Origin of the sequence: Labilibaculum euxinicum (assembly GCF_963678175.1) — a bacterium.
GTDB lineage: Bacteria > Bacteroidota > Bacteroidia > Bacteroidales > Marinifilaceae > Labilibaculum > Labilibaculum euxinus.
Genome location: NZ_OY782756.1, coordinates 4,812,010 through 4,838,222 on the forward strand (window position 1 = coordinate 4,812,010; position 26,213 = coordinate 4,838,222).

General features: G+C 36.3%; 16 protein-coding genes and 1 other RNA gene. 7 read left to right on the forward strand and 10 right to left on the reverse strand.

Annotation, left to right across the window (positions count from 1 at the left end):
- Window positions 1-148: 148 nt before the first annotated feature.
- The 3 genes from nifJ to rho all read right to left on the reverse strand — a co-directional run bounded on the left by nifJ (window position 149) and on the right by rho (window position 7,014).
- Window positions 149-3,688, reverse strand: a complete 3,540-nt coding sequence (gene nifJ / locus ACY0M5_RS19025; RefSeq protein WP_461630240.1) for a pyruvate:ferredoxin (flavodoxin) oxidoreductase — start codon at window positions 3,686-3,688, stop codon at window positions 149-151.
- A 55-nt stretch (window positions 3,689-3,743) separates the two neighbouring features.
- Complete coding sequence (locus tag ACY0M5_RS19030) at window positions 3,744-4,931, reverse strand: ATP-binding protein (protein ID WP_124991292.1); 1,188 nt, start codon at window positions 4,929-4,931, stop codon at window positions 3,744-3,746.
- A gap of 283 nt (window positions 4,932-5,214) precedes the next feature.
- Window positions 5,215-7,014 (reverse strand): transcription termination factor Rho, encoded by a 1,800-nt coding sequence (gene rho / locus ACY0M5_RS19035; RefSeq protein WP_461630241.1) that lies wholly within the window; start codon window positions 7,012-7,014, stop codon window positions 5,215-5,217.
- A 315-nt stretch (window positions 7,015-7,329) separates the two neighbouring features.
- Between rho and ACY0M5_RS19040 the strand changes: the two genes are divergently transcribed.
- Together ACY0M5_RS19040 and rpe are read left to right on the forward strand one after the other, a co-directional pair.
- The gene (locus ACY0M5_RS19040; RefSeq protein WP_124991294.1) at window positions 7,330-8,196 is read left to right on the forward strand and encodes a sigma-70 family RNA polymerase sigma factor; all 867 of its coding nucleotides are present in this window, start codon (window positions 7,330-7,332) and stop codon (window positions 8,194-8,196) included.
- 115 nt (window positions 8,197-8,311) lie between these two features.
- Window positions 8,312-8,962, forward strand: a complete 651-nt coding sequence (gene rpe / locus ACY0M5_RS19045; protein WP_461630242.1) for a ribulose-phosphate 3-epimerase — start codon at window positions 8,312-8,314, stop codon at window positions 8,960-8,962.
- 40 nt (window positions 8,963-9,002) lie between these two features.
- On the opposite strand, the gene ACY0M5_RS19050 is transcribed toward rpe, so the two are convergent.
- Complete coding sequence (locus tag ACY0M5_RS19050; RefSeq protein WP_461630243.1) at window positions 9,003-10,235, reverse strand: NAD(P)-dependent oxidoreductase; 1,233 nt, start codon at window positions 10,233-10,235, stop codon at window positions 9,003-9,005.
- Between the two features lie 312 nt (window positions 10,236-10,547).
- On the opposite strand from ACY0M5_RS19050, the gene ssrA reads away from it, so the two are divergent.
- From ssrA to ACY0M5_RS19075, 5 genes are all read left to right on the forward strand, one after another.
- Window positions 10,548-10,949, forward strand: a transfer-messenger RNA (tmRNA) gene (ssrA, locus tag ACY0M5_RS19055).
- A gap of 182 nt (window positions 10,950-11,131) precedes the next feature.
- Window positions 11,132-11,512, forward strand: a complete 381-nt coding sequence (locus ACY0M5_RS19060) for an ISAon1 family transposase N-terminal region protein (RefSeq protein ID WP_156197417.1) — start codon at window positions 11,132-11,134, stop codon at window positions 11,510-11,512.
- Window positions 11,487-12,470, forward strand: coding sequence for an ISAon1 family transposase (locus ACY0M5_RS19065; protein ID WP_461629501.1), 984 nt, complete (start codon window positions 11,487-11,489; stop codon window positions 12,468-12,470). The genes ACY0M5_RS19060 and ACY0M5_RS19065 overlap by 26 nt, the downstream gene beginning before the upstream one ends.
- A 229-nt stretch (window positions 12,471-12,699) precedes the next feature.
- Window positions 12,700-13,023, forward strand: coding sequence for a helix-turn-helix domain-containing protein (locus ACY0M5_RS19070; protein ID WP_461630244.1), 324 nt, complete (start codon window positions 12,700-12,702; stop codon window positions 13,021-13,023).
- A complete protein-coding gene (locus tag ACY0M5_RS19075; RefSeq protein ID WP_461630245.1) occupies window positions 13,016-14,296 on the forward strand; it encodes a type II toxin-antitoxin system HipA family toxin in 1,281 nt (426 codons plus the stop codon). Before ACY0M5_RS19070 ends, ACY0M5_RS19075 begins: the two co-directional genes overlap by 8 nt.
- 1,090 nt (window positions 14,297-15,386) lie before the next feature.
- On the opposite strand, the gene ACY0M5_RS19080 is transcribed toward ACY0M5_RS19075, so the two are convergent.
- From ACY0M5_RS19080 to ACY0M5_RS19105, 6 genes are all read right to left on the reverse strand, one after another.
- Complete coding sequence (locus ACY0M5_RS19080) at window positions 15,387-15,746, reverse strand: DUF6334 family protein (RefSeq protein WP_461630246.1); 360 nt, start codon at window positions 15,744-15,746, stop codon at window positions 15,387-15,389.
- Window positions 15,747-15,750: 4 nt separating this feature from the next.
- Window positions 15,751-16,872 (reverse strand): RHS repeat domain-containing protein, encoded by a 1,122-nt coding sequence (locus ACY0M5_RS19085; RefSeq protein WP_461630247.1) that lies wholly within the window; start codon window positions 16,870-16,872, stop codon window positions 15,751-15,753.
- A gap of 177 nt (window positions 16,873-17,049) precedes the next feature.
- Window positions 17,050-17,628: a hypothetical protein gene (locus tag ACY0M5_RS19090; protein ID WP_461630248.1), complete on the reverse strand. Its 579-nt coding sequence runs from the start codon at window positions 17,626-17,628 to the stop codon at window positions 17,050-17,052.
- A 15-nt stretch (window positions 17,629-17,643) separates the two neighbouring features.
- Window positions 17,644-21,696: a DUF6443 domain-containing protein gene (locus ACY0M5_RS19095; RefSeq protein WP_461630249.1), complete on the reverse strand. Its 4,053-nt coding sequence runs from the start codon at window positions 21,694-21,696 to the stop codon at window positions 17,644-17,646.
- Window positions 21,697-21,699: 3 nt separating this feature from the next.
- Window positions 21,700-25,140, reverse strand: a complete 3,441-nt coding sequence (locus ACY0M5_RS19100; RefSeq protein WP_461630250.1) for an RHS repeat domain-containing protein — start codon at window positions 25,138-25,140, stop codon at window positions 21,700-21,702.
- 25 nt (window positions 25,141-25,165) lie between these two features.
- Window positions 25,166-25,909, reverse strand: a complete 744-nt coding sequence (locus tag ACY0M5_RS19105) for a hypothetical protein (protein WP_461630251.1) — start codon at window positions 25,907-25,909, stop codon at window positions 25,166-25,168.
- Window positions 25,910-26,213: the final 304 nt, after the last annotated feature.

Genomic DNA, 26,213 nt, shown 5'->3' on the forward strand with positions numbered 1-26,213 from the left:
AGTCTGATAATATCACACTTCTCTTTATACAATATAATTAAGCAGAAGAGGCATCAAGCAAATATTTCCATTTGCCACAATCCCCAAATACGCATAAAAAAAAGGGGCTCCAAACTGGAACCCCTTCACTATATATTCAGAATAATGTTTACTCTTCAGTATAATCCATAGAAGCCTGACGCTTATATGTTTTATATCTCCACTTAGCATTCTCTTCTGCAGCAACAAACAATTCTTTCGCTTGCTCTGGGAATGATTTCTGTAATGAAGTGTAACGAACTTCGCCCAATAGGAAATTCTGGAAATTCTCCCAAACAGGCTCTTTTGAATCAAGAGTAAATGGGTTTTTACCTTCATTTTCCAAAGCTGGATTGTTACGATACAAATGCCAGTAACCTGCCTCAACAGCTTTCTTCTCTTCAGCTTGTGATTTACCCATAGATGCTTTCAATCCGTGAGAAATACAAGGAGAATAAGCAATAATTAAAGATGGTCCTGGATAAGCTTCAGCTTCTTTAACAGCTTTCATGTATTGAGCTTGATTTGCTCCCATAGCCACCTGAGCTACGTAAACATATCCGTAAGACATTGCTATCATACCAAGATCTTTCTTTCTGATACGTTTACCTGCAGCAGCAAATTTAGCAACAGCACCAACAGGAGTTGCTTTAGAAGCTTGTCCTCCTGTGTTAGAGTAAATCTCAGTATCCATTACCAATACATTTACATCTTCACCTGAAGCCAATACGTGATCCAATCCACCGAATCCGATATCATAAGCCCAACCGTCACCACCGAAAATCCACTGAGATTTCTTAATCAGGAAGTTTTTAAGATCAAGAACTTCTTTAGCAACAGGATGAGTTTCATTTGCAAGAGCAGACTCAACTTTGGCCGAAGCTTCAATTGACAACTCACCGTTATCTTTATTCTCTAACCACTCAGTAAAAGCAGCTTTTGTTTCAGCATTTACAGCATCCATTGCAGCTTCCATACGAAGAGCAATACGGTTACGCATTTTACGTACACCTTCGTTCATACCAAAACCAAACTCAGCATTGTCTTCGAATAATGAGTTAGCCCAAGCCGGACCTTTACCACTCTTATTGTTTTTACAATATGGAGTTGCAGGAGCAGAACCACCGTAGATAGAAGAACAACCTGTTGCATTTGCAACCATCATTCTCTCACCAAACAACTGAGTGATTAATTTAATATATGGAGTCTCACCACAACCAGCACAAGCTCCGGAGAACTCGAATAATGGCTGAGCAAATTGTGAGTTTTTCACATTATTTTTAGGCAACAAATCTTTGTAACCTACTTTCTCGTCCATATAATGCCATCTTTCTTTCTCAACATCCTGAGTTTCAAGATGCTTTAAAACCAAAGCTTTTGCTTTAGGAGCAGGACAAACATCAACACAGTTACCACAACCGGTACAATCTTCAACAGCAACCTGAATTCTGAAATGTAAACCTTTCAATTCTTTACCTGTTGCAGGCTTAACAGCAGTTCCAGCAGGAGCCGCAGCTAATTCTTCTTCAGTTAAAATGAACGGACGAATAGCTGCGTGTGGACAAACGTAAGCACATTGGTTACACTGAATACAAGTTTCTTCTTGCCATTCAGGAACACTAACAGCTACACCACGCTTTTCAAACTTAGTTGTACCTGCAGGGAAAGTTCCGTCTTCACGACCCGCGAAAACAGAAACCGGAAGGTCATCACCTTTTTGAGCGTTCATTGGATCACAAACCTCAGCAATAAACTTAGGGCGATTATTCGTAGTTGCAGCTTCTTTCTCTTCAGGTAAGTTTTTCCAATCTGCAGAAACTTTAACTTCAACAACATTTTCTCCACCAGCATCAACAGCTGAGAAGTTCATGTTTACAACTTTTTCACCTTTGTTACCATACGATTTAACAATCGCTTTCTTCATCTCTTCAGCAGCCTTTTCGAAAGGAATCACATTTGTGATTTTGAAGAATGCAGCCTGCATAATAGTATTGGTACGGTTACCAAGACCAAGCTCTTCACCCAATTTAGTACCGTTAATAATGTAGAATTTAATCTCATTCTCAGCCAAGTACTTTTTCATATGATTTGGAAGATTCTTAACAGTTTCTTCTGCGTCATAAATTGAATTCAACAAGAAAGAACCACCTTTTTTCAATCCTTTTAGCACATCGTAAAGATATACGTAAGCAGGAACGTGACATGCAACGAAGTCAGGAGTAGTTACCAGATATGTTGAGCGAATTGGTTCATCACCAAAACGAAGGTGAGAAGCAGTAAATCCACCTGATTTTTTAGAATCGTAAGCAAAATATGCCTGACAATATTTATCAGTTGAACCACCAATAATTTTAATCGAGTTTTTGTTAGCACCTACAGTACCATCAGAACCCAAACCATAGAATTTCGCTTCGTAAAGAGACTCTGAATTCATCTTAACCTCTGGTAACATTGGAAGTGAAGTAAAAGTCACATCATCAACAATACCTAAAGTGAATTGATTTTTAGGTTCGTTCATTGCAAGATTTTTGTAAACTGCAACAATTTGAGATGGAGTCACCTCTTTTGAACCTAAACCATAACGTCCGCCAATCACCATTGGAGCATTCTCTCTTCCGTAGAACACTTCTCTTACATCAAGATACAAAGGATCTCCGTTAGCACCAGTTTCTTTAGTACGATCAAGTACACAAATACGTTTTACTGATTCTGGAATAACGCTTAAGAAATGCTTGGCTGAAAATGGACGGTACAAATGAACACAAACAAGACCAACTTTCTCGCCGTTTGCCATTTTATAGTCAACCGCTTCTTTAATGGTTTCGTTTACAGAACCCATTGCAATAATGATATTTTCAGCATCAGCAGCACCATAATACATGAAAGGCTTGTATTCTCTTCCTGTAATTTTAGTCATTTCCTTCATGTAGTCAGCTACAATATCCGGAACCGCATTGTAAAATGGGTTAGCAGCTTCACGAGACTGGAAGTAAACATCAGGATTCTGAGCAGTACCTCTGGTTACAGGAGATTCCGGATTCAAAGCACGATCACGGAAAGCCTGAAGAGCCTCTTGATCAACAAGATCTCTCATATCTTCCATATCAACAGCTTCAATTTTTTGAATTTCGTGAGATGTACGGAATCCATCGAAGAAGTTCATGAAAGGAACTCTTGATTTAATTGCAGTTAAGTGAGATACAGCAGAAAGATCCATTACTTCCTGAACCGAACCTGAAGCCAACATAGCGAAACCTGTCTGACGTGCAGAATATACATCAGAGTGATCACCAAAAATACTCAATGCCTGAGCAGCAAGAGCACGGGCACTAATATGAAATACACATGGCAATAATTCACCAGCGATTTTATACATGTTAGGAATCATTAACAATAATCCCTGAGATGCAGTATAAGTAGTTGTTAATGCACCAGCTTGTAATGCACCGTGAACAGCACCTGCAGCACCAGCTTCAGATTGCATTTCTACTAATTGTACTGTTTCTCCAAATAGATTTTTACGTCCTTGTGCAGCCCACTCATCAACATTCTCAGCCATTGGCGAAGATGGGGTGATTGGGTAAATACAAGAAACCTCACTAAACATATATGCTACGTGAGCGGCAGCGGCATTACCATCACAGGTAATGAATTTTTTTTCTCTTGCCATTTTACTCCTCCGATTAAATTTTATTATTTGGTATTTTATTTTTCTATCTAATTCTCTAATACAAAAAGCCGAACAACCAAAGAGGTATTTTATTTCCCTCTCCACGTTCTATCATATCGGCAGCAATAAAAAAGTCTTCTGTTCTAAACTTCGATTCAGACGTATCATCACTACCTGTAATTTCAAAATTAAATTTATCATTCACTAAAAAATGACCTCTGTCGGTACTTGTAATGCTTCTGTTAGGTCCCACCTGATTGTAAAAGAAAGTTTCCCTTAGATTACTTTCATTTACATTTTCCGGTGCAATTGCATATAATAAATTCGTATTGTGCAGATAAACTTTATTTGGTTTCTTCGACGCATCGTTAAAACTCCCCTGAGAATTCAACAAACGAATTAATCTGGCATTCTTTAAATACTTCAAATAATTCATAATTGTAGCTCTGGATGTTTCTACATCGTTTGCCAGCTTACTTACATTTGGTTGAAAAGGAACATTACAGGAAATAATATACAGAAGTTTCTTTAACTTGGACAGGTATTTTAGTTCAATTTGGTTTAAGTAAGTGATGTCAAATTCTAAAATCAAATTGATCATCTTCAAAAGATTATCCATAAAGCTTTTCTCCTCCTGATAACAAGGATAATATCCAAACCTCAGGTAATCATTAAAATAAGCTAACGGGCGAACCTTGCCAAGAATTTCTTCAACAATGCCCTCATGATTCTCTAACAGTTCTTCCAGTGTGTAGCGAGTAAATTGATTTCCCGACTCGTAATTTAAAAATTCTCTAAAAGACAAGCCATTTAGGTAATAGACATTCACACAATTTTTCAAATCTTCATTCGTCTTAATGCGAAGAATAGATGAACCGGTAAAAATAATCTTCAAATCGGGATATTGCTCGTAACAAGTTCGCAGACCTTTTGCCCATTCCGGATATTTATGAATCTGATCCAGAAGTAATATTTTACCTCCTCTTTTGTAAAATTCATCGATAAAGGGAACCAATCCTTTCTCAGTAAAAAATAAATTATTTAGGTTGATGTATAAGCAACTCTTATCGTTGGCATGATGCTCACGAATATAATCCAGTAAAAAAGTTGTTTTCCCAACTCCTCTGGATCCTTTAATGGCTATCAAGCGCTGTGACCAATCAATTTCATCAGCCAACTCACGTCTAATGGTGCCTTTCTTATGCTTCAACAAACTATTATGAGTCTGTACTAAAGTGTTCATTTTCTGTCGAATTTACTTCGCAAATTTATAGAATAAAAGCGGCATTTTGCAATCTAGAGATTACAAAAAGCTTTTCTTTTTGCTATTTATACTTATTTAAAATAAGATGCCACAAATTGATAAGTTGCTAGGAATAAGAAAACTAAGCTCAAATACATTTTTAAAACTAGTCTTATTCATTTATGAAATTTCATTGTAAATTAACACTTTAAGTTTAACACAAAAAGAAAGGGCAATGACTGATATCATTACCCTTTTATATCTTTTTAACACAAAAAGCGATTTACTTATCGTTCATTGAGATTAAAAATTCTTCGTTCGATTTTGTTTTTCTTAAGCGATCCTGCAAGAATTGCATTGCCTCAATAGAGTTCATATCTGTCAGATAGTTTCTAAGAATCCAGATGCGGTTCAATTGATTTGGATCAAGAAGCAGATCATCACGACGAGTACTTGATGCTGTAATATCAATTGCCGGGAAAATTCGTTTGTTAGATAACTTACGATCTAACTGAAGCTCCATATTACCAGTTCCTTTAAATTCTTCAAAGATAACATCATCCATTTTAGAACCTGTATCAGTTAATGCTGTTGCTAAAATTGTAAGCGATCCACCATTCTCAATATTTCTTGCCGCACCAAAGAAACGTTTTGGTTTGTGCAATGCATTAGCATCCACACCACCCGAAAGCACTTTACCTGAAGCAGGAGAAACAGTATTGTAAGCACGAGCCAATCTTGTTATTGAATCCAATAGAATTACAACATCATGACCACACTCAACCATTCGTTTTGCTTTCTCTAAAACGATATTAGCAACACGAACATGGCGTTCAGCCGGCTCATCAAAAGTAGATGAAATAACCTCAGCATTTACGCTTCGAGCCATATCGGTAACCTCTTCAGGACGCTCATCGATCAACAAAATAATCATATAAGCTTCTGGATTGTTAGCTGCAATAGCATTGGCTATCTCTTTCAAAAGAACAGTTTTACCTGTTTTTGGCTGTGCAACAATCAGTCCTCTTTGTCCTTTACCAATTGGAGCAAACATGTCAACAAGACGTGTTGACATTGAATTCATTCCTTTTCCTGTCAAATTAAATTTCTCATCCGGGAATAAAGGTGTCAAATGATCAAAAGGTACACGATCCCGTATTACCTCAGGTAGTCTGCCGTTAATCTTTGCAACTTTAATTAATGGAAAATACTTCTCACCTTCTTTCGGCGGACGAATTGTTCCATTAACAGTATCTCCGGTTTTTAAACCGAATAATTTGATTTGCGACTGCGACACATATATATCATCGGGAGAATTTAAATAATTGTAATCCGACGAACGCAGGAAACCATAGCCATCAGGCATAATTTCCAAAACACCCGAATTGTCAATTATTCCATCAAACTCAAACAATTTCTCTTTCTCACGTTTTTCAAAACGTTTTCTACTTGGATTCTCTTGTCTTTCCGTCTTCTCTGACTTCTCTGGTTTATCAGACACTTCCCGGCCTTCTGTTTTCACCAGCTCTTCAGCAACATCCGCCCCCTCAGGCTTATCCTGACGCTCTGTTCTTGGCGGTCTTGGTGGTCTAGCAGGTCTCGGTGGCCTTGCAGATCTTTCGCTTCTCTGTGCATTTTCATTTGCAACAGGAGGCGCTGAAACTGAGGTTTGTGATTGCTCTTCGATTTTCTCCTCAACAGGAGTACTTTCAGCTTTTTCAACAACCGGTCTTGTTCCTCGTATGGGTTTTTTTGGGGCGTCTTTTGGTGCTGTATCTTCTTCTTGAGTAGTCTCATTACTTACAGCATCCCTAACTGGTTGTTCCGGCTTTTTTCTTTTGTGCAGAAGCGATCTGGATCGCCCTTCATCGGCCTTACTATCTCCCATTGGACTCTTAGGTCTTTTTAGGGGAGTCTTTTTTTCTGGTGTTTTTCTTTCAGAAGCTACAATTGCCTGTTGATCAAGGATTCTGTAAATTAAATCCTGTTTCTTAAAAGACTCAATTTTTTTAACATTGAGTTCTTTAGCGATTTCTCGTAATTCAGGCACAAGCTTCTTGTTTAATTCAAGAATATCGTACATAAATGATATATTAATATTTTTCGGGTGATTTTTTTAGATAGAAATTGTTTTGAACAATTGGGAACCTGATCTTTCGACCTCTAAATGAGAAGAATTAATCTGAATTCAATTGCAATATTACGGAATTAGTTATAAATCACAAAAAAATAAATGATTTTATTATTCAAATTGATGCCTGAAGTCGCTATATAAGTTTATTAATCTCAAAATAAACCTCTTGAAAGTACCACAAATTTCTTTTTCAAAATGATTTTGCTATATTTAAATATAAACGAGAATAGTCAACTCGTATATAAATACCATTCAAAACCCACTATGAGACAGCTAAAAATTACTAAACAGGTAACCAATAGAGAAACTCCGTCACTGGACAAGTACCTTCATGAAATTGGGAAAGTCGATCTTATTTCTGCAGAGGAAGAGGTTCAACTTGCCAGAGAGATCAAAAAAGGTAATAAAAAAGCTCTGGATCGACTTATTAAATGCAATCTACGTTTTGTTGTTTCCGTATCAAAGCAATATCAAAACCAAGGCCTTAGTCTGCCCGATTTGATTAATGAAGGAAACTTAGGACTAATTAAAGCGGCTCAAAGATTTGATGAAACCAGAGGTTTTAAATTCATATCATATGCTGTTTGGTGGATTAGGCAATCCATTTTGCAGGCATTGGCCGAGCAAGCCCGAATTGTTCGCCTGCCGTTAAACAAAATTGGTTCTATTAACAAAATCAACAAAACATTCGCTCAATTGGAACAGGAGTATCAGCGGGAACCTTCACCTGAAGAGATTGCTACCATACTGGAAATGAGTCCAAAAGATGTAAAAGAAGCACTTAAGGCTTCAGGAAGACACATCTCTATGGATGCTCCTATAAACCCTGATGAAGAGAATACTCTTTACGATATATTGCTTAGCAATGATGAAATTAGTCCGGATAAAAAGCTAATTCGGGACTCACTTCGCAAAGAAATTGACCGGTCTTTATCAACACTTTCAAAAAGGGAGGCTGCGATTATTAGATTGTATTTTGGATTAAATGAAAAGCCACCATACTCTCTCGAAGAAATTGGAAAAGAATTTGGCTTAACGCGGGAACGTGTTCGCCAGATTAAAGAGAAGGCAATCAAGCGAATGAAGACAACATTTAGAAGCAAAATACTAAAAACTTATTTAGGAGAATAATATTTATTTTAGGGTGAAAAGAAAGGATAAGAACAGATGGTGAATTTTCATTTACCTCCTCTTATCCTTTTTTACTTATATTTGCGCCATATTTAAACGAAACGTAAACAACCAAATGCAAACATTAATTTCACCTTCACTGTTAGCTGCCGATTTCACAAATCTAAAGGCCGATATCGAAATGGTAAACAACAGTCAGGCCGATTGGTTTCACTTAGACATTATGGATGGGGTTTTTGTACCTAACATATCATATGGTCTGCCTGTTGTAGAGCAAATAAACAAAATTGCTGAAAAACCGTTGGATGTTCATCTGATGATTATTGATCCGGATAGATATGTTGCAGCTTTTAAAAAAGCCGGCGCTGACATTCTAACAATTCATTACGAAGCTTGCACTCATCTTCACCGTACTATTCAGAACATTCACAGTCAAGGAATGAAAGCCGGCGTATCACTAAACCCTCATACCCCGGTTTCTGTTTTAGAAGAAATTATTACTGATATTGATTTGGTTCTTTTAATGAGCGTAAATCCTGGTTTTGGCGGACAGAGTTTTATTGAGAACACTTATGCTAAAGTTGAAAAACTGGCTGAATTGATCAAAGAAAAAAATGCTTCTGTCGTAATTGAAATCGATGGAGGTGTGAATTTGGAAACAGGAAAAAAATTAGTTGAAGCCGGAGCCAATGCTTTGGTTGCCGGAAGTTTTGTTTTTGGAGCTAATGATCCAAATCAAACAATATCCGACTTAAAAAAACTATAAAATACAAAAGACCAAATGCACACACATTTGGTCTTTCTTTTTATACTTTCGCAACATCTTTCCCTTCCAAATACGCATGAAGATAAGCAAATTGAGGAGTCAGCCTGCCATCTTTTGCAATTGTTGCCCTCTCAATTATTCCATCCGAATCATCGTCTAAAAGGGCTTCATACACATTCTGATACAAAGCCTCTCCAAAATCAATTGATGAATCACGAGGTAATTCACCCGGTAAATTATCTACAGCCATAACTGTTACGTTTTTTTTATCCACGAAAGGAATTGCTTCTTCTTCGTTAAACCGATCATATCCATAAAACGACGAAGCAATTGTTGAAGCCCTCAATGTTGATGCAATTGGACCATTTAAATCACAGCTTACATCGGCAATTACCGAAATTTTAAAATCATCTTCTTTGTAATCTTCCGGAATTAGAAATTTAGGCGATTTTGGATCCCAATAATGGCAGGCAATAAATAAATCTGTCACTTTAGTAAAAGGCTTGAATGTTGATCGGTACTGTTCCGGATTCTCGTAAAAATCCTGAAGATTAAAAGCACCTCCGTCTTTACGTTCCACATAATATTCAGGATCAATCCGACAAACAACTGGTTCACTAAAACTTTCATGTAAAAATTGTTCCGGTGTAACCTCTTTCAAATTTAAAACACGTAGGGTCTGCATTGCTCCCATGGCAACACGACCACCTCCGGTAATCAATATTTTTATAGGTTTTAAACTAACTTTTTTAAGATGTAAATACATCTCCTCCATATCCTTGCAATAACTAGCTGGTGGCAAATCAAAAAAATCGGTACGCACACCGCGGGCTCTAAGTGCTTTATACGCTCCCACAACACCAGCCCAATGACCAAATGCCACAAGCCTTTGGTGCTTGTTATCCGTTAAATATTCATAATCAATAAGAGTTATATTTCTTTTAATTATTTGTTGCAGCAATTCACGATTGTAAAGCTGCTGTTTTGCTGTATGAGAAAAAAACAAATAGGTTTTATTTGGGATCAGAGTTGGAATAGAAACTTCCTTTACTCCAATCAAGATATCACAATCTCGCAAATCATCCGTTAAAAAATATCCCTGCTCCCGGTATTCCGAATCAGTAAAACAACGAATATCACTCGGCTGAATGAATATACTGACATTAGAATATTTATTGAGAATTTGTAAGCCTGTTAGCGGTGGTATCGCAACTCTTCTGTCAGGTGGATTTTTAGTTTCCCGAAGGACTCCAATTCTAATTCTTTTTTTCATACGATTCCTTATTTATATGCAAGTGTGTGATTTTATGCAGGTAATGAGTATTAAGATAATAATAAAAAGAACGATTATCCACATTCCAACCGAATTGATTTACGAACATTTCAGATATCAAACTCTTTCGTTAGCAATTCCCGAACCTATTGTTTCCCACTATACATTATAAAAAGACCGTTAAGCACTCTTTATTTGTAATTGATACTTAAAGGTCTATCGATACAAACTTAAATTTAATACATATTCTAAAAGGTTTCTATGAAAAAATCATGTAAAATGTATGAATTTTACTAATTTTACACCAATTCTGGGGCTGACGTGGATTTTGACAGCATGATGAATTAGTATGTAAGCATGTCGAGCGTTGTTATTCCAGCTCGTAAATATCGGATATCAAACTTTTTAATTGGCGAAAATAACTACGCTCTTGCTGCTTAATCGAATAAAGTAGATTAATGCTTCATCACCACTCCAGGAGTGGAGACGAGACATCCAACTTATGGTTCCACCTTGTTCCGGTAAGTAATTGGATGCTATCAATTCAGGGTTAGTCTGCTTCAGGCTTTGGGGAGCAGGCGAAATTAAAAAGATAAGATAAAGTATCGGGTGTGCTTTCCCTAACTTTGTACGAAAATCAATAAATCACTACACATGTAGAAAGCCTATTGATCGCGTGTTTGGACCAGGGTTCGATTCCCTGCAGCTCCACTGAAACAACTCAATGTTCGTGAAATAGCATCAAACCCTCTTAAACCCTTTGGTTTAAGAGGGTTTTGTTTTTACCTTCATTGTAAACAACATCAAATACTCGGATCAATTCAAAAAGTAGGATCAATTCAAAAAGTAGGTGGATCAAAAGGAATAATTTAATTTTGTTGTCTAAAATTTAGACGATGGATTCAACAAAAGATCACTACACCCTCTTACTTCAAGCAATTTTACCAGAAGAGATATTTTCCTATTTTGAGATCACTCAAGTTATTATTGATGAAAATCGATTGGATGTTCATCTGGATGAATTACATCAATTCCCAGAAGAATTTTCATCAGAAAAGCTGACTTCAAAAGGTTTTCAGTCAGCAGTGGTGATTCAAGATTACCCTATTCGGGAACGCATGGTTTACCTGCATGTTCGCAAAAGGAAGTGGCTCGTTTGTTCTACGGGTCAGATTGTAAGCAGAGATTGGGATTTGATAGCAAAGGGAGCTCGATATACAAAAGGGTTCGCTTCTTTTTTAAAAGAATTATTTGGACAAATACCCGATCAGCAGTAAAAGCCTTGAAAAACATTATCATATCAATGGGAATCAATTTTCTCAGCAATACAAAGAACACTTAAGTGATTTTAATCAATGGGATCAGAAATCTCATGCTCACAAGTGGATGGTTTTTCCTGAAAATATTGGTACTAAGCTAAGTATTGATGAAACAGCCTTAACCAATGGAGAGCTTTATACAATAATTACCAATAAAGCAGCAAAAGGCCGAAAAGGAGCATTGGTTGCCATGATTCAAGGGACTCAATCTGAAAATATCATCTCCATCTTAAAGAAGACTCCTAAGAGTATTAGAGGTTTAGTCGAAGAAGTAACTCTGGATATGGCGGGAAGCATGAATAAAATCGTACAAAGCAGTTTTCCCAAAGCAAGCAGGGTAATTGATCGTTTTCATGTTCAGAAATTGGCTTATGACGGTTTACAGCAAATGCGGATAGCTCATCATTGGGATGCTCTAAATGAAGAATCTAAAGCGATCAGAGAAGCTAATTACAGGGAAGAGAAATATCAGCCGGCCGTATTTGATAATGGGGATTCTAAAAAGCAACTTTTGGCAAGAAGCAGGTATTTACTTTTTAAATCTGCAAACAATTGGACAAGAAGTCAGAAAAAACGTGCAAAAATTTTATTTGCCCAATATCCTGATATGAAAGAAGCATACATGTTAACTCATAACCTGAGATTGATATTTACACAAACCAAAGAAAAGGGTATTGCTTATACAAAATTAGCTCATTGGTTTAGAAAGGTTGAAGAGACTGGATTTAAATCATTCAGAAGTATTAAAAACACTATCCAAGATCATTATCAAGGTATTTTAAACTACTTTGATAATCGCAGTACGAATGCTTCGGCGGAATCTTTCAATGCAAAACTGAAAGCATTCAGGGCATCACTTAGAGGGGTGAGAGATATTAACTTCTTCCTTTTTAGGGTAGCTAAAATATATGCATAAAAAAAACTTACTCCACCTTATATTTGAATTGATCCAAATACTCTGGTATTAATTGAGCCTGTCTTTAACAATCTAAATTACATTTTCAAAAAAATATTTACCGCAATAGCCATTATCGTAACCGCCGTTACGATAATTTAATTAATGCAAAGACAAATAAATGTTGCCCCCTTTTAATATTAAATAGTTTAAACAAATATCACTATATTTGTAAAAAGTATTTATCGTTATGGGGAGGGATAAAATCATATTACTACCGAAAGCAAAAGGAATCTTAATAGAATTGGGTGAGAATATAAAACTAGCTCGATTACGTAGGAAACTAAGTGCAGAACAAGTGGCTGAAAGAGCCAATATCAGCAGACCAACTCTTCTTTCAATAGAAAAGGGGGCGGCCTCTGCCAGCATGGGTGCCTACCTTCAAGTATTGCTAAGCTTAGGTTTAGAAAAAGACCTTTTATTAATTGCAAAAGATGACAAATTGGGAAGAAAACTACAGGATGCTAAATTATTGACAAAAGAAAGAGCTCCAAAGAAACCACAAGATGACTAAGAAAATCAATAAACAACAAATATTCGTATTTGCCGATTGGCTGGGTTTGGAAGCTCCTACTTTGATGGGTACTCTAAACTATGAACGTTTAAGAGGGAAGGAAATATTTTCTTTTGAATACGACAATACATGGCTAAAATCTCCACATGTTCAAATACTAGATCCAGACTTACAACTCTATTCTGGTCCTCAATATTTAAACGATGACGGCAAATCAAATTTTGGAATATTCCTGGATTCATCTCCCGACAGATGGGGGCGACTTTTAATGCGCCGAAGAGAAGCTGCTATGGCAAGAATTGAGGATAGAGCACAAAACTTACTATTCGAAACTGATTATCTTCTTGGAGTGTTTGACAAACACAGAATGGGGGCTATTCGTTTCAAAAAAGAAATTGACGGTGCTTTTCTTAATGACAATACAGAACTAGCAACTCCACCATGGACTTCTGTTAGACAGTTAGAAGAAATTAGCTTAAGGCTTGAAGAAGAAAATATCGTTGATGATCCTGAATATTTAAAATGGCTTAATATGCTAGTCGCTCCAGGTTCATCACTTGGTGGAGCTAGACCCAAAGCAGGCATTTTAGATAAAAACAACTATCCTTGGATTGCTAAATTTCCAAGTAAAAATGATTCGACCGATATAGGAGCCTGGGAAATGCTTGCTAACAAGTTAGCTCAGAAAGCAGGATTGAATGTTGCAAAAGCTATGGCTAAAAAATTCTCAAGTTCTCATCATACATTTCTTTCAAAGCGATTTGATCGTACAAGTGATGGAAAGCGCATTCACTTTGCTTCAGCAATGACACTTTTGGGCTATACTGATGGTAAAAACCACGAAGATGGTGCCAGTTATTTAGAAATTGTAGAATTCATTTCTCAATATGGTGCAAATATTAAAAGTGATTTAGAAGAACTATGGAGAAGAATCGTATTCAACATTTGCGTTTCAAATACTGATGATCATTTACGAAACCATGGTTTTATTCTAACTAATGAAGGTTGGGTACTTTCTCCTGCATATGATATAAATCCTGTTGAAACTGGATTAGGCTTATCTTTAAATATTTCGGAAGATGATAATTCTCTAGATCTTAATTTAGCAATGGAAGTTTACAAGTATTTTCGACTTACCGAAAACGAAGCTAAACAAATAATATTGGAAGTAACAAATGCAGTAAAGGCTTGGAGAGATATAGCCAACAAATACAATATTTCAAGAAACGAACAAGAAATAATGTCAAAAGCATTTGCACATGCGAATTTATAAAAATAACTTTACTTACACCCTTTATACGATACTACTCCTTATTTTGATGGAATAAATGTACCTGAAAGCTTCATTAGACTGGTCTGTGCAGAAAACCGCCTTCAATTCTCCAATAGTCGATTCGTTTTGAAATACCTTTTTCCGGTTAATTTGATCCCTGATCCGGCTATTTAAGCCGGGTGACTGTATTTTTATGAGATGAATCCGGCATTTTTGATCATGCGTCTGTCTTTTTGAGAGCTCAGCCTCTATTTTTTCTTCGGCTATTCTGGCTGCAAGGGAGAATGACCTCCCTTTTTGCCATGTGAAGCTCCAAATAAGCCAGAAAGTTCTCCCAATTTGCCAGGCCAAGCTCCCAAATAGCCAGATATCTTTTGACGAAAAGCAAGCACGCTCTCACTTAAACTTAGGCTTAGCTCTTTCCAAACAAGAACCCGTTCGCTAAAAACCAGCCAGATGTACAAAAAAGAGGAATGCGCCCTATTAAAAGAAGGAATGCCTTAGCTAATAACCAAAGTGGAATAATGCACAATTGCAAAACTGTTTATAGATTTAAGGCATAACAAAGCCCAATACGTTTTGATTCGTATTGCGCTTTGATTTTTAGCTATTACTACAAGTCATAGACTTGCGATAAAGAGATACTCTTTTAAACTCTAAAAACACCCGCTCTTCACTACGAAGTGTTATTTGTTCAATGTAATGTGTTCAGCACAAAACCAGATGATTCCACACTATGTAAATATTAACACCCGCAACAAAACAAATGGTGATTAGGTAAAGCATTAGCCGACTTAAATGAATTTTAAATCGTTTGAGGTGGGAAAATATAGATTATAAAATGATCGAGACTTTCCTTACAAAGAAAAAGTTCAAAGATTTCTTTACTGAAAATATTGCTACACTATAAAAAAACAAAAGCCTACTCACATCGCTGTAAGTAGGCTTGTATTTTTGCTTTACTGTTACACTAAGCACAAGTTGCAAACTTGCGCTATAAGTGAGTCGTTTCCAACATCTTATTTGTAGTTGCGTAATGATTTCTCATTACTCACAGCACACCTTGCACTATCGGGGGCTGCTGGGAAAATCAGCTCCAACTTTCAGAAAATCTAACATCCAACTGTGAAGCGATACTTGAAATACAAAAATTAGGCAAACACACATCCAAACCCATTACAAACAAGTCATTATATCCCATGTTATTTACACCTTTCCAAAAAGCTATTACTTTTCTACCTTTTAGTTTTTCACTCCAGTTCGGAATCACTAATTGATTTAGGTTTCTTTCATCATTTATCAATTCCATTAACAACTCATCACTATCAATATCAACAGAAATTTTCAGAATTCTTTTCTGAAAACAGATCCAAATTATTTCATAAGTTAAGCTATTTGAATCAAAAAGCTTTCCACGAATCTCTTTAACTTCCATTCCAATAATATCCATATCATCAATATTTTTGTGCCTTTTTCGCTGCTTGCTTTAATATCTTGATTGCAGTCATTGCTTCTCTATCTCCCTTGGCTGCAAGTTTTCCAACCTCAATAATCTGTTTATCATGTAGCCATTCACCAACCACTCTCAGATTCCCAGCTTTTCCTCCTCTTAAAAGCACCCCCTCTCGAAGAGTCAAATTTGAAATGTTTTTCAAATTACCTAATACCTTTGCCGCTTTACCGCTAATTTTCCCTGGTGTTGGTGCAGTTCCTGTTATAGGAGCTAAACCAATAGCCTCTCCGTCAAGATTATAACTATATCGACCAAAATTACCATTATTAAAAGCATAGTATAAAAATCCATTTGAACCTTCAAACTGACCAGCCATATCTGGAGCAAAAGGATACTTCTTAGAATTTATCTTATTAAAAAATAGATCATAACTGCCGGCAACGTTAACCTCACCTACCGTAGTTGCCATCGCTCCTCCATTTCCATCATCTTCCTGCGATGCAGCCTCCAACCCACTTTGTAGGTTTTTCATACTTCCTTTACCACTACTAATTTGGCTTAAGTATCCAATGTAAGTATAAATATCATCTCCAGTAATATTATAACTACTATCTGTCTTGACAACTTTCATCCCGTCTGGGTCAATATTACGAATAGGATCATTCAATACATAATTATATGGAGACCAAGAATCATAAGATTCAGCAAGCGGATCCGAACAATGCCACCTTCCCAAACTCGGATCATACATTCTGGCACCGTAATCCAACCAATCTGTCTCCTCCTGCATCTCTTTGCCGTTGTACAGGTATTTATTGGTAGAACCCTCACTCATATTCATAGCAAGACCAAACGGATAATAATCTGTCGATTGAATTGGATTTGTTTGGTTTTCCTGAAAGGCTACACGGGTATTCCCCAAATGATCTTTCAAATGATACTCATAAATGGCACTGCTGCCGTTTACTACAATCCGGCCTTCGTCATGAAGAATATATTTCAAAGAGCTGCCTTCGTAAACAAAGTTACCAATATAATACAAATTTTTAGTACCTATTTGGTTTCTAATTTTTATACCGCTGGCCGTATAAGCATAACCAACGGTTTTGCTGTTTACAGTCATGCTCTTTGGCAAATTCAAGAGACATTTCTTACCAATAAAAAATTCAAAGATTTCTTTAATAAAAATATTGCTACATTATAAAAATACAAAAGCCTACTCACATCTCTGTAAGTAGGCTTATATTTTAGATTACTCGCCACAAGTCAAAGGAACTTACAGCAGGTAAGAGTTTAAAATCTAATGAACCTCCATTAAATCTAACTTAGAAATTGATTCAATCTCACTTAATAATCCCCCTAACTCCTTCTTTTTAGAGTATACATAAATATAAAACCATTTTGAATATTTATAAGATCCCAACTTACCATAGAAACAACGAACTCTAAATACTCCTGATGAACTAGGTGTATAAACAATAAATGGATTAAAAGAGTAGCTATAAAAACCATTCATTTCAATAAAAATATTTCCTTTCAGGAGTGAAGTAAAATTAACATCTACTACATTGAAAGATTTTTCTAAATCATAAGGAATAAAACTTTTGTCTTTATATACCTGTAATTCATATGATACACCTTTAGATTCAATGTTATTGGAAGTAGATATCACCTTATTTAACTCAATAATTTTTTGTGTATTATTCTTAATGCAAAGATTCACCTTATATGAGTCTATATCTTTCAAATGAACTATATTTATCCCATAAAATCCAAACTTTAAATCCTCAAGGCTGTCAGATTTTAATTGAGCTTTTAATACCGTTAAACTACATATAAGCAATACACACAAGAACAGAATTCTCTTTTCTATATTCATAACCATAGTTGTTTATTATTCCTCTTCCTCCATTTGATCAACCAAAGCGTTTACTTTGTCTAATATCCATTTATACTTTGTTTGTTTCGATTCCCCAAGCTTATTAAACTTACTTATAAATGTACTATACCTACCTGGTAAAGTTGGATCTATACTTCCTATAAAACCAATATTATATGGATCTTTACCATTTTTACTCATTATATTATTAATTGTATTAGATTCATTAGGGAAATAAGAAAAATAGTGCGCTAAAACTTCTCTTTCATTAGGGTCATCCATAAAACCTAATCTTTGATCAACATGAATAAATTCATGCGCTAAGTCTAAGATAGAAACAAACAATACAAGCATTGACTTCATATCTGTTGGTATCGCATTAGTAGCTACAGATATCTCTTGTTTTCTTGGAGGAAATCCTCCTGTGGTCATACCATTTGCATCTCGCTTAATAGTTAACTTATAATTCTTTGAAATTCTCTCAAATTCATATTGATTAATTATCCACTTAACAGCTTTTTTCGGTTTTTCTCTCTGCATGTACTTAGCGTAACCAGTATAAGTTCGCATATACCTCAGACCATCATCATTAAATTTTACTCGATTAAAATGTCTATTTTGAAGCCCTCTAAAAAGGTTTTGTGCATCTATACCAGTGTATAAATCACCTCCATGTTTACCCCCTCCAGGTATAATTGCTTTTCCTTTATAGTCAATATTTGAAATTGGATCATTCAAACCATAAGAATAAGGAGAAAAAGCTTCATATAAACCAAGTAGTGGATCCATCACATGCCACCTACCGATAGCAGGATCATACATCCTGGCTCCGTAATCCAACCAATCTGTCTCTTCCTGCATCTCTTTGCCGTTGTACAGGTATTTTTGGTCTGCATCTGCTTTCGAGTTGGCCATCGCCATGCGCATTCCAAACGGATAGTAATGGTTCAATTCGGTAGCCACACTGCTTTCTCCTTCGCCTACGGCCAGGCGGGTATTGCCCAAATGATCCTTCACAAAGTATTTGTAGGTGCCGCCTGTACCATTTACCTCCAGTTTTCCTTCGCTGTTCAGGATGTATTTCAAAGAGCCGTTCTCATAAACAAAGTTAGCACAATACTGCAATAATTTGTTATCCGGCAAACGGTTTTCCAGCTTTGCTCCGGATGCAGAATATGCATAGGCTACATTTCGCACCTTGTTAAGTGCATCTTTCCTGGTGATGCTCTCCGGCAAATTCAGCAGATTATAGGCAACCAAGCTGATCTTTTTGTTGTCGTCACTTATCATGTTGCCATTGGCATCGTAAGCATACTCACTTGTGGTATTCGAGAATTCTTTGAATCCTTTTGCATCATCCTTCCCATCGTTCACATAAGTCAACTGGTTGCCGTTGTATCCGTAAGCCAGCTGGTCTATTTGTGTGCCTGCTCCATCACGGTTCAGACTCAGAATATTACCGTTTAAATCGTAGGTAATCCCGTTTACATCGTAGGTGGAAGCTGTGTTTTTCCAACCGGATAAGTTTTCTCTAAAATCGGCATTGGTAATCCTGTTTAATGCATCGTAGGTATATCCGTAGGCTTGCTGGTGGTTGGTTAAACCGCTAATGCCATTGCTCCACCATTCCATGGAGCCAATGTTGCCGTTGTACTGGTTTTGCCCGCCAAAGCTTGTTGCTCCTGCATTGTAATTCAGGGCAAAACCAAATTCATCGCTTCCTTTGCCTGCCACAGCACTTTTTTTGTGTCCGTTCATGCTGGTCAGCCAGCCTCTGATATTGTACTGATAATCTAAATTACGGCCGGCGCCTGTCAGCTTTTTGGTTTTCAGCTGTCCCAGTTCATCGTAAATCATTTCGGATATCGTCGTTTTTGCTTTGCTTACTGCTCCGGAATACTGCTGCTCCACTTTGGTCAAACGTCCGGCATGATCGTAAGTCATCCATTGGGTTTCTACAATGGTTTTACTGTTGGCTATATGCTCATGAATGCTTCGGTCAACCTTGCCTACAAAATCGTAAACATTGGTAATCCGGTCATATCCGCCTAAATAGTTGTCGCTTCTGGATTGAACCAACCGGTACTTTTTATCGTAAAAGTTAACGGTCCACAGGCCTCCGGCTTTGCCTGATGATGCATTTAGGGTTTTTGCCCACGTAGCAGTCAATTGTCCTTTTGGTTTAGTCAACAAATACGAATTTGCAATTTGGGAAGTATTATAGCTCGTCTGCGGACAATGAGTAACACTATAATCTCCATAATAATTTGCGGTTAATACATCCGCATCAGCCAGTGTTTTGGGAAATGATTTGTTGTCGTATGATTTTAATGCTGTCCCACGGCTTTCGTACATTGGGTTGGCTGTGCCAGTATAGAAAGTATTGACTTCTGTTTGAAGGTTGTCCTGATTCTTTATCGTCCCATTTGAATTCTTTGCAGGCTGATAAATTCCGGTTAGTACCGGTCGGTTCAGGCAATCGTATTTGGTTACCAGCCATTTGTTGTCTTCTCTTTGGTTTCCATCCTGTGTGGCCACCAATCGGTCTCGCTTGTCGTAAACCATGTATACAGGTTCTGCGCCGGGAAGTTTCTTCTCGATCATGCGCTTGCGCCCGTCGTACTTATAAGCATATATCAACTCATCAAATTCACTTGTAGCAGGTTCTAATGAGGTAATGGTTAAACTCTTGCTACTTGTTGCTGTAAAATTAAATCCAGGTTTTAAACTTACACTTGCTCCTTTTCCCACAATGTATTTAGAAATACCCGAATCTGGAGATGTTAAACTAACAGCACCATCAATCACTTGAGTACCTGAACCACTTGTTGAACTAGCCCCTCCATATGCAATTACCGCCTCCGGAGGCAATACATATCGCAACAAACCAAAATTATCGTACACATAGTAAGTATCTACTTTAGTAGGAGAACTTGAACTCCCCACATAGCTACGCTTTAAAACGACCTGTCCCAATTTATCTTTGAATTCTTCTGTAGTATGAAGTTTACCTTGTGACAAGGTCCAGTTTTCATCTTTTGTGATGGTTTTATACAACTGATTAATTGAATAATAATTATCACTTCTCAATTTTAAAACATCATTCTCAACCACAAAGCACTTTACTTCTGAAGCTACGTTAGCTCCATATACAATCTTAACTGTATTTCCTGAATAATCTTCGACTCCTGCTTTAGGTTGCCATACACTTCCTGGGGCGCCCTGTTCTAATACCCTATTTAATGGAGATCCATCAAACTTCTTCTCCGAAAAGGGTTTTAGATCATTTACAACTGAATTATTATTTACATTGTAAAACTTATAATGCTCACAATCAATAGTGTAATTAACATCAACACCATTAGTCCGAAATGAACCTGTTGTGCCAGAAAATGCTTCGTAAGGAAGATAGTCTCTTTTTTGTCTGCCAAATTCATCATAACAAATAGGTTGAATGAGATCTTTTTCATTTGGGCTGGCTTTCACCAGAACAGTCTGGTTCGGACGGCCCAGTCCATCAAAATACTGGACACTTGCTCCCAATTCCTTTAATGCAAGATTCTGAAGAGCAGACTCATTCTTCGCTTCTTTTACAGGTGCATAACTTGCAATATAATTCTTATCTGACAAGGATAATAAATTCGAAGTTGGAGGTGGAGTAGTAGAAAAAACTTTCGTGTAATTCAAAGACACAGTACTAATAGCCAAGGGAGGTCCTGCAATAACAAGATAACCTGATCTTATTAGTGCAACATAACCATGATCACCTATTATTCCTAAATCCAAATCGGGTAATCGAGGTGTTGAATTTATATAAGCTATATTCCCTCCCTTTAATCGACTTGATGAAAAACCTGCACTAAATCTAACTGTCAAAACATCATTTGCAATATTTATATTAACTCCACCGCCTCCTCCTAATGGTGTTTGAACGATTTCACTCCAATTAAGGTATAAAGAATAATCCTGATAAGTTGTTGCTGCTTGAATATTTAATGTCATCATAAAGAAGACAAACAAGCCAATGATATATTTTTTCATATCTAATTTTAATTTGTATGACTTCATAGCTTATTGATTTTGATAATGATAAACATTATGTTTTAAAATATTTCCATCAGCATCCTTAATGAACTTTAACCGCCCAAAATCATCATACTCGTAATAAGTCGTGATACCGTTGGAATCTGTTTGAGAGGTCATTCCCACTATTGGTTTATATGTGAATAAACTGAATGACCAATCAGACTCACTAATTTGAGTTTTCAACTTTTGATAAAAATTTTGCCAAAGTGTTTTTTGGGAAGAAGTGGTCATATCATCAACTTGCTTTAAAAGAAGATCCAAATTTGAATAGCCCAGCTGACCGAGCGCTACCTGAACGTCTGAACTTAGATTACTCTCACTTATACCTATCGCATTAATTACAACCAATTTATTATCATATCCCCATACTACAGAATTCTTTTCATTACCAGATTTGGTAAGTTCAGAAATGTTTTGCGTTAAAGGATTGTAGATAATAACTCGATCTTGAATATTTGTTTTTTTCTTGTGATCGTAAATATTAATAGCTGTTGGATTTCCATAATCGTTTAAAACTTGTTCCCAACCCGATACTTTATTACCATTCTCAAATTTTTCTACTCCTGTAGGCACAGACACAATATTTTGGGTACCCAAACTACTACTCAATGATGGATAAGAAATCTTTTCTGTAATTGTTCCTCCCTTACTCTGACTAGTTATCAACTGATTAATTTTATAATTATCCGGTGAATAGCTATAAGTCGTGGTTTCTGTAACATCATCTATCGTTACAACTTTACTTTCTAATGTTCTCCTTACTCTTTGAAAGGGATAATTTATGATTTCCCATCGCCCGACATAACTATAAAAATTTACAGTCCCCCATGTTCCTGAGCATTCTTGGCTAGGGCCTTTATAATGGTCTTTTACGAACGTGTTTAACCAAAGTAATTCATTCTCCTTATCATCATAATTATACCGATAAAATTTCACCTGCTTACCTGATATATCCAACCATGTTTCGTACTCTAATTCCCCGTTGGATAAAAAGGAAAAAGCTGGAAGTGATTTGTAAAAGCAATCTTCTTTATTCTTATAAGAATAAATGATTTCCATTTTGCCTTCTTCGCCAACATTCGTTTTTACCACTCTTGAATACCCTACATAGCTTCCTCCAGCACTCGAAGATAAGGGAATTGCACTTGATGAGGTAATTAAAGATTTTTTGTACTCCCTTGTTAACCCATCTCTTTTATCGGTATAATAGGAACATTCCATGTAATTAATTGGGGACATTAATAATCCACTTGTTCTACCATCAGAATATTCATAATTGTAATTTGTTTGACCAACGATCTCCCCGAATTCATTTTTACTCACAATAGATTTTACTCGTAAGCCACCACCATACATTTTTTGAGAAGCAGGCATAACAATTTCTTTTATTTTTTGAAAGGATACACGGCCGTGAACAAATCCACCTTCGGCAGTTTCCTGATTACCATATTCGTCTTTCATATATGCTCTCAACACATAATCCCCTGCTTGTAATGGCACTACTTCATTAATTGTAACATCGGTTTTATTTAAATTACCCATGTCAGCAGGATTAATGTACAGGCTTTTCATACTGGTTTCAACAGAACCTGTTACTTTAAAAAGTTCAACCTTGGAGCCTCTAAAATCATACAAATTTTCACCTAACATTCCAGCTGAAATACTCGCCCAGAATGTAACATTCGTGGCATTCTCCAGAGAAAAAGATTTCTCTAGAACATCACTACTCCCCCCCCAATTTCTATCCATCACATCATAGTAATAAGAGGCAAACCAATCAGGATAATAGTCGGTATTTAACAAAGTATAATAATTGGAATAACTATTAGATTCAAACTCAAAAATTGTTGATCCTTTTGTTGGATAAACAATCTCTTTAATTATTCCTGTTTTAACTGAAGTTGGATTCATTCTTCGATTTGCACCAATATATGGTTTTATGCTATTCATTATATCATAAGGCATTCCATACTTGTTTGCTCCTCGATGCAAATAATTCAAATCTGTCTTATCAGGTATTAGTGTAGAATTCCCTTCTGCATTATAAAATCCCCAATGATCTTTATCTAGAGAAGATTTAGCTGGTAATTGTACGGTCTCATCATATTTAAATTGATAAAGAGTCAGTGATTCCAATCCTGAAACTTCTTCTATATTATCAAGTTTTAATCTCTTTCCAATGACGTCAGGAGTAAAAATAGAATTATCGTTTAGGAGAGGAGACTGGTTAAAAAGCTTATTGGTAACAAATCCCTTTGTTTCACCTTCAAAATAAGAATGATTTAGATTTATCTTTTTAACGATCCTATTATTGAATTTCGACACTACTTCAATGCTACTTAATTTCCTGCCTTCTCCTGCAATATCAAGTCTACCCTCTAATAAAAACTTCACAATCTCTTTATCTGTTTCAATTTCTGTCAAATAAGGAATCTCATTTTCATATCGTTTTATGTCATAATCATATTCATTCTCATCTCCATCGTAAAGCCCTGACGACACCCTATAAATTCTTTTTTCAGAGAACTGAGGTAATAATCTAATTCTTTTATATTGATATCGAAAAACTATAACATCACCTTCAGGCAAAATAATTTGCGACAAATACCTACTAATTTCTCTAGATTCAGAATTATCAAGCCCAGTTGATCTTTCATATCCTTCAAAGACATATTTAATCCCTTTAGAATCGGTAATCGTGAATACTCCATCATGTGAAACTATTATTTTGTCATTCACTTTTCCAATAATTTCTGGACTATCAGTATATGGATTGATAACAAATTTAAATGACAAACCCGGTAGCATTACCGAATAAACATCAACTTGTCCTACACCTTGAGCCGCTTCCTGAATTACAATATTATCTTCGCTATCGGAAAAATCACCACCTACTGATGGATTTAATTGCATACAACTCCAACCAAGAGGGTAATTCTCAATTCTATTCTTTGTCCAATACTCTGATTGGTTTTCAGAAGGTGAAACATCAAAAGGGTTTTGATCATGAATCTCCCCAGAATCAACAAACTTCAACCAATTATCCCATAAATAACTATTCTTATTATAGCTATTAGGTTTTTGATCATCCCCTCCATTAATGATATGATTAATTATACCTCCAGCCATCAAATTCCACCCTAATCCAACCAATGTAGCTTCCTGATCAACACGAATACCGGTTGCATCATAAGTTAGACTAATTGGTAATGTAAAATCACGAACCTTCACATTATAAATTGGTATTGATATTTCAGGTTTCCCTGTATATGTTCCAACTGGAACTTCTCCATACCGACCCAATGAATAGGCTTCCGGAGATTTTGGATGTAATTCTGGAAAACTTGGAACATCTCCGCCCGTATCTTGTCCTAACACTTGGTACATACAAAGACAGAGTACTAGTGCACTAAATAATTTTCTCATTTTCATCAATTTATGTTCGTATTTATTATTTCTGAGTTTTTTTAATCTCTTTTTTTAATTGAATGACATATAAAGTCAATTCCTCCACCTTCTGCAGCAACAATTTATTCATCTCAGCCAGTCCCACTCCATCCTCTTTCATTTCTTTGGCTGATGGAATATCCGGTAAGTGATTGTTGGTTTGAATAAACTGCTCTACTTCTTCTAATGATTTCAACTCGTAATCTTCCTCGAAAACAAAATCGGCGGTTTGGGCTTCTACTTTTATTTCGGTGGCACGAATTGTTCCATTCACATCTAGTTTATATGCAGGAGAGGTGGTTCCTATACCGACATTAGCGTGCAAAATAGCCTCACCACTAACATTCAATTGATTCATATTCTTTCTGGTATCGCTAAATGGCGAGAGTGTACTGCAAACAATCCACCACTGCGTCCCTCTGTTTTTGTATGAATTAAAACTAGCCTCACTCAATACAACTGAACTGTATTTTGTAAAATCATTTCCGTCAAAATCTTGATAGAAATAATTACCCTTAACTGCAGCCTGCGCATGCCAACCAGAATTAATTTGATGATTTGCATTATATTCAAGCGTATTTACTCCATCCCAAGGAATCATATAAATAGAAAAATCACTTCCCGGATTTTTGGCAGCAACAATAGCAAATCCTGTTGCTCTGGCATTTTGCATCTGCTTTTCAGACAAAATCTGTCCAAAGACAGAACTGGAAAACAGTACTAAAAAGATGATTAGGTAGTTTTTCATTGCTTAACACTTTGATTATTTGAAATTTCTAATTGCTTTTTTCTTGCTGCAGGATATAGAGGGTCAAATCCTCGACCTTCTGCAACAACAGCTTGTTCATCTCAGCCAAGCCAACTCCATCTCTTCCATTTGTTTGGCTGATGGAATGTCCGTTAAGTGTTTGTTGGTTTGAATAAATTGTTCTATCCCGCCTAAAGTTGTCTTCATTCTGTTAAAAAAATGGATTACACAACTCAAGTTCTACCTCTTAATTCCCAAAACTAAGAAAAGGTAACCCAAGATTTAAATATTATTTTTCACATAA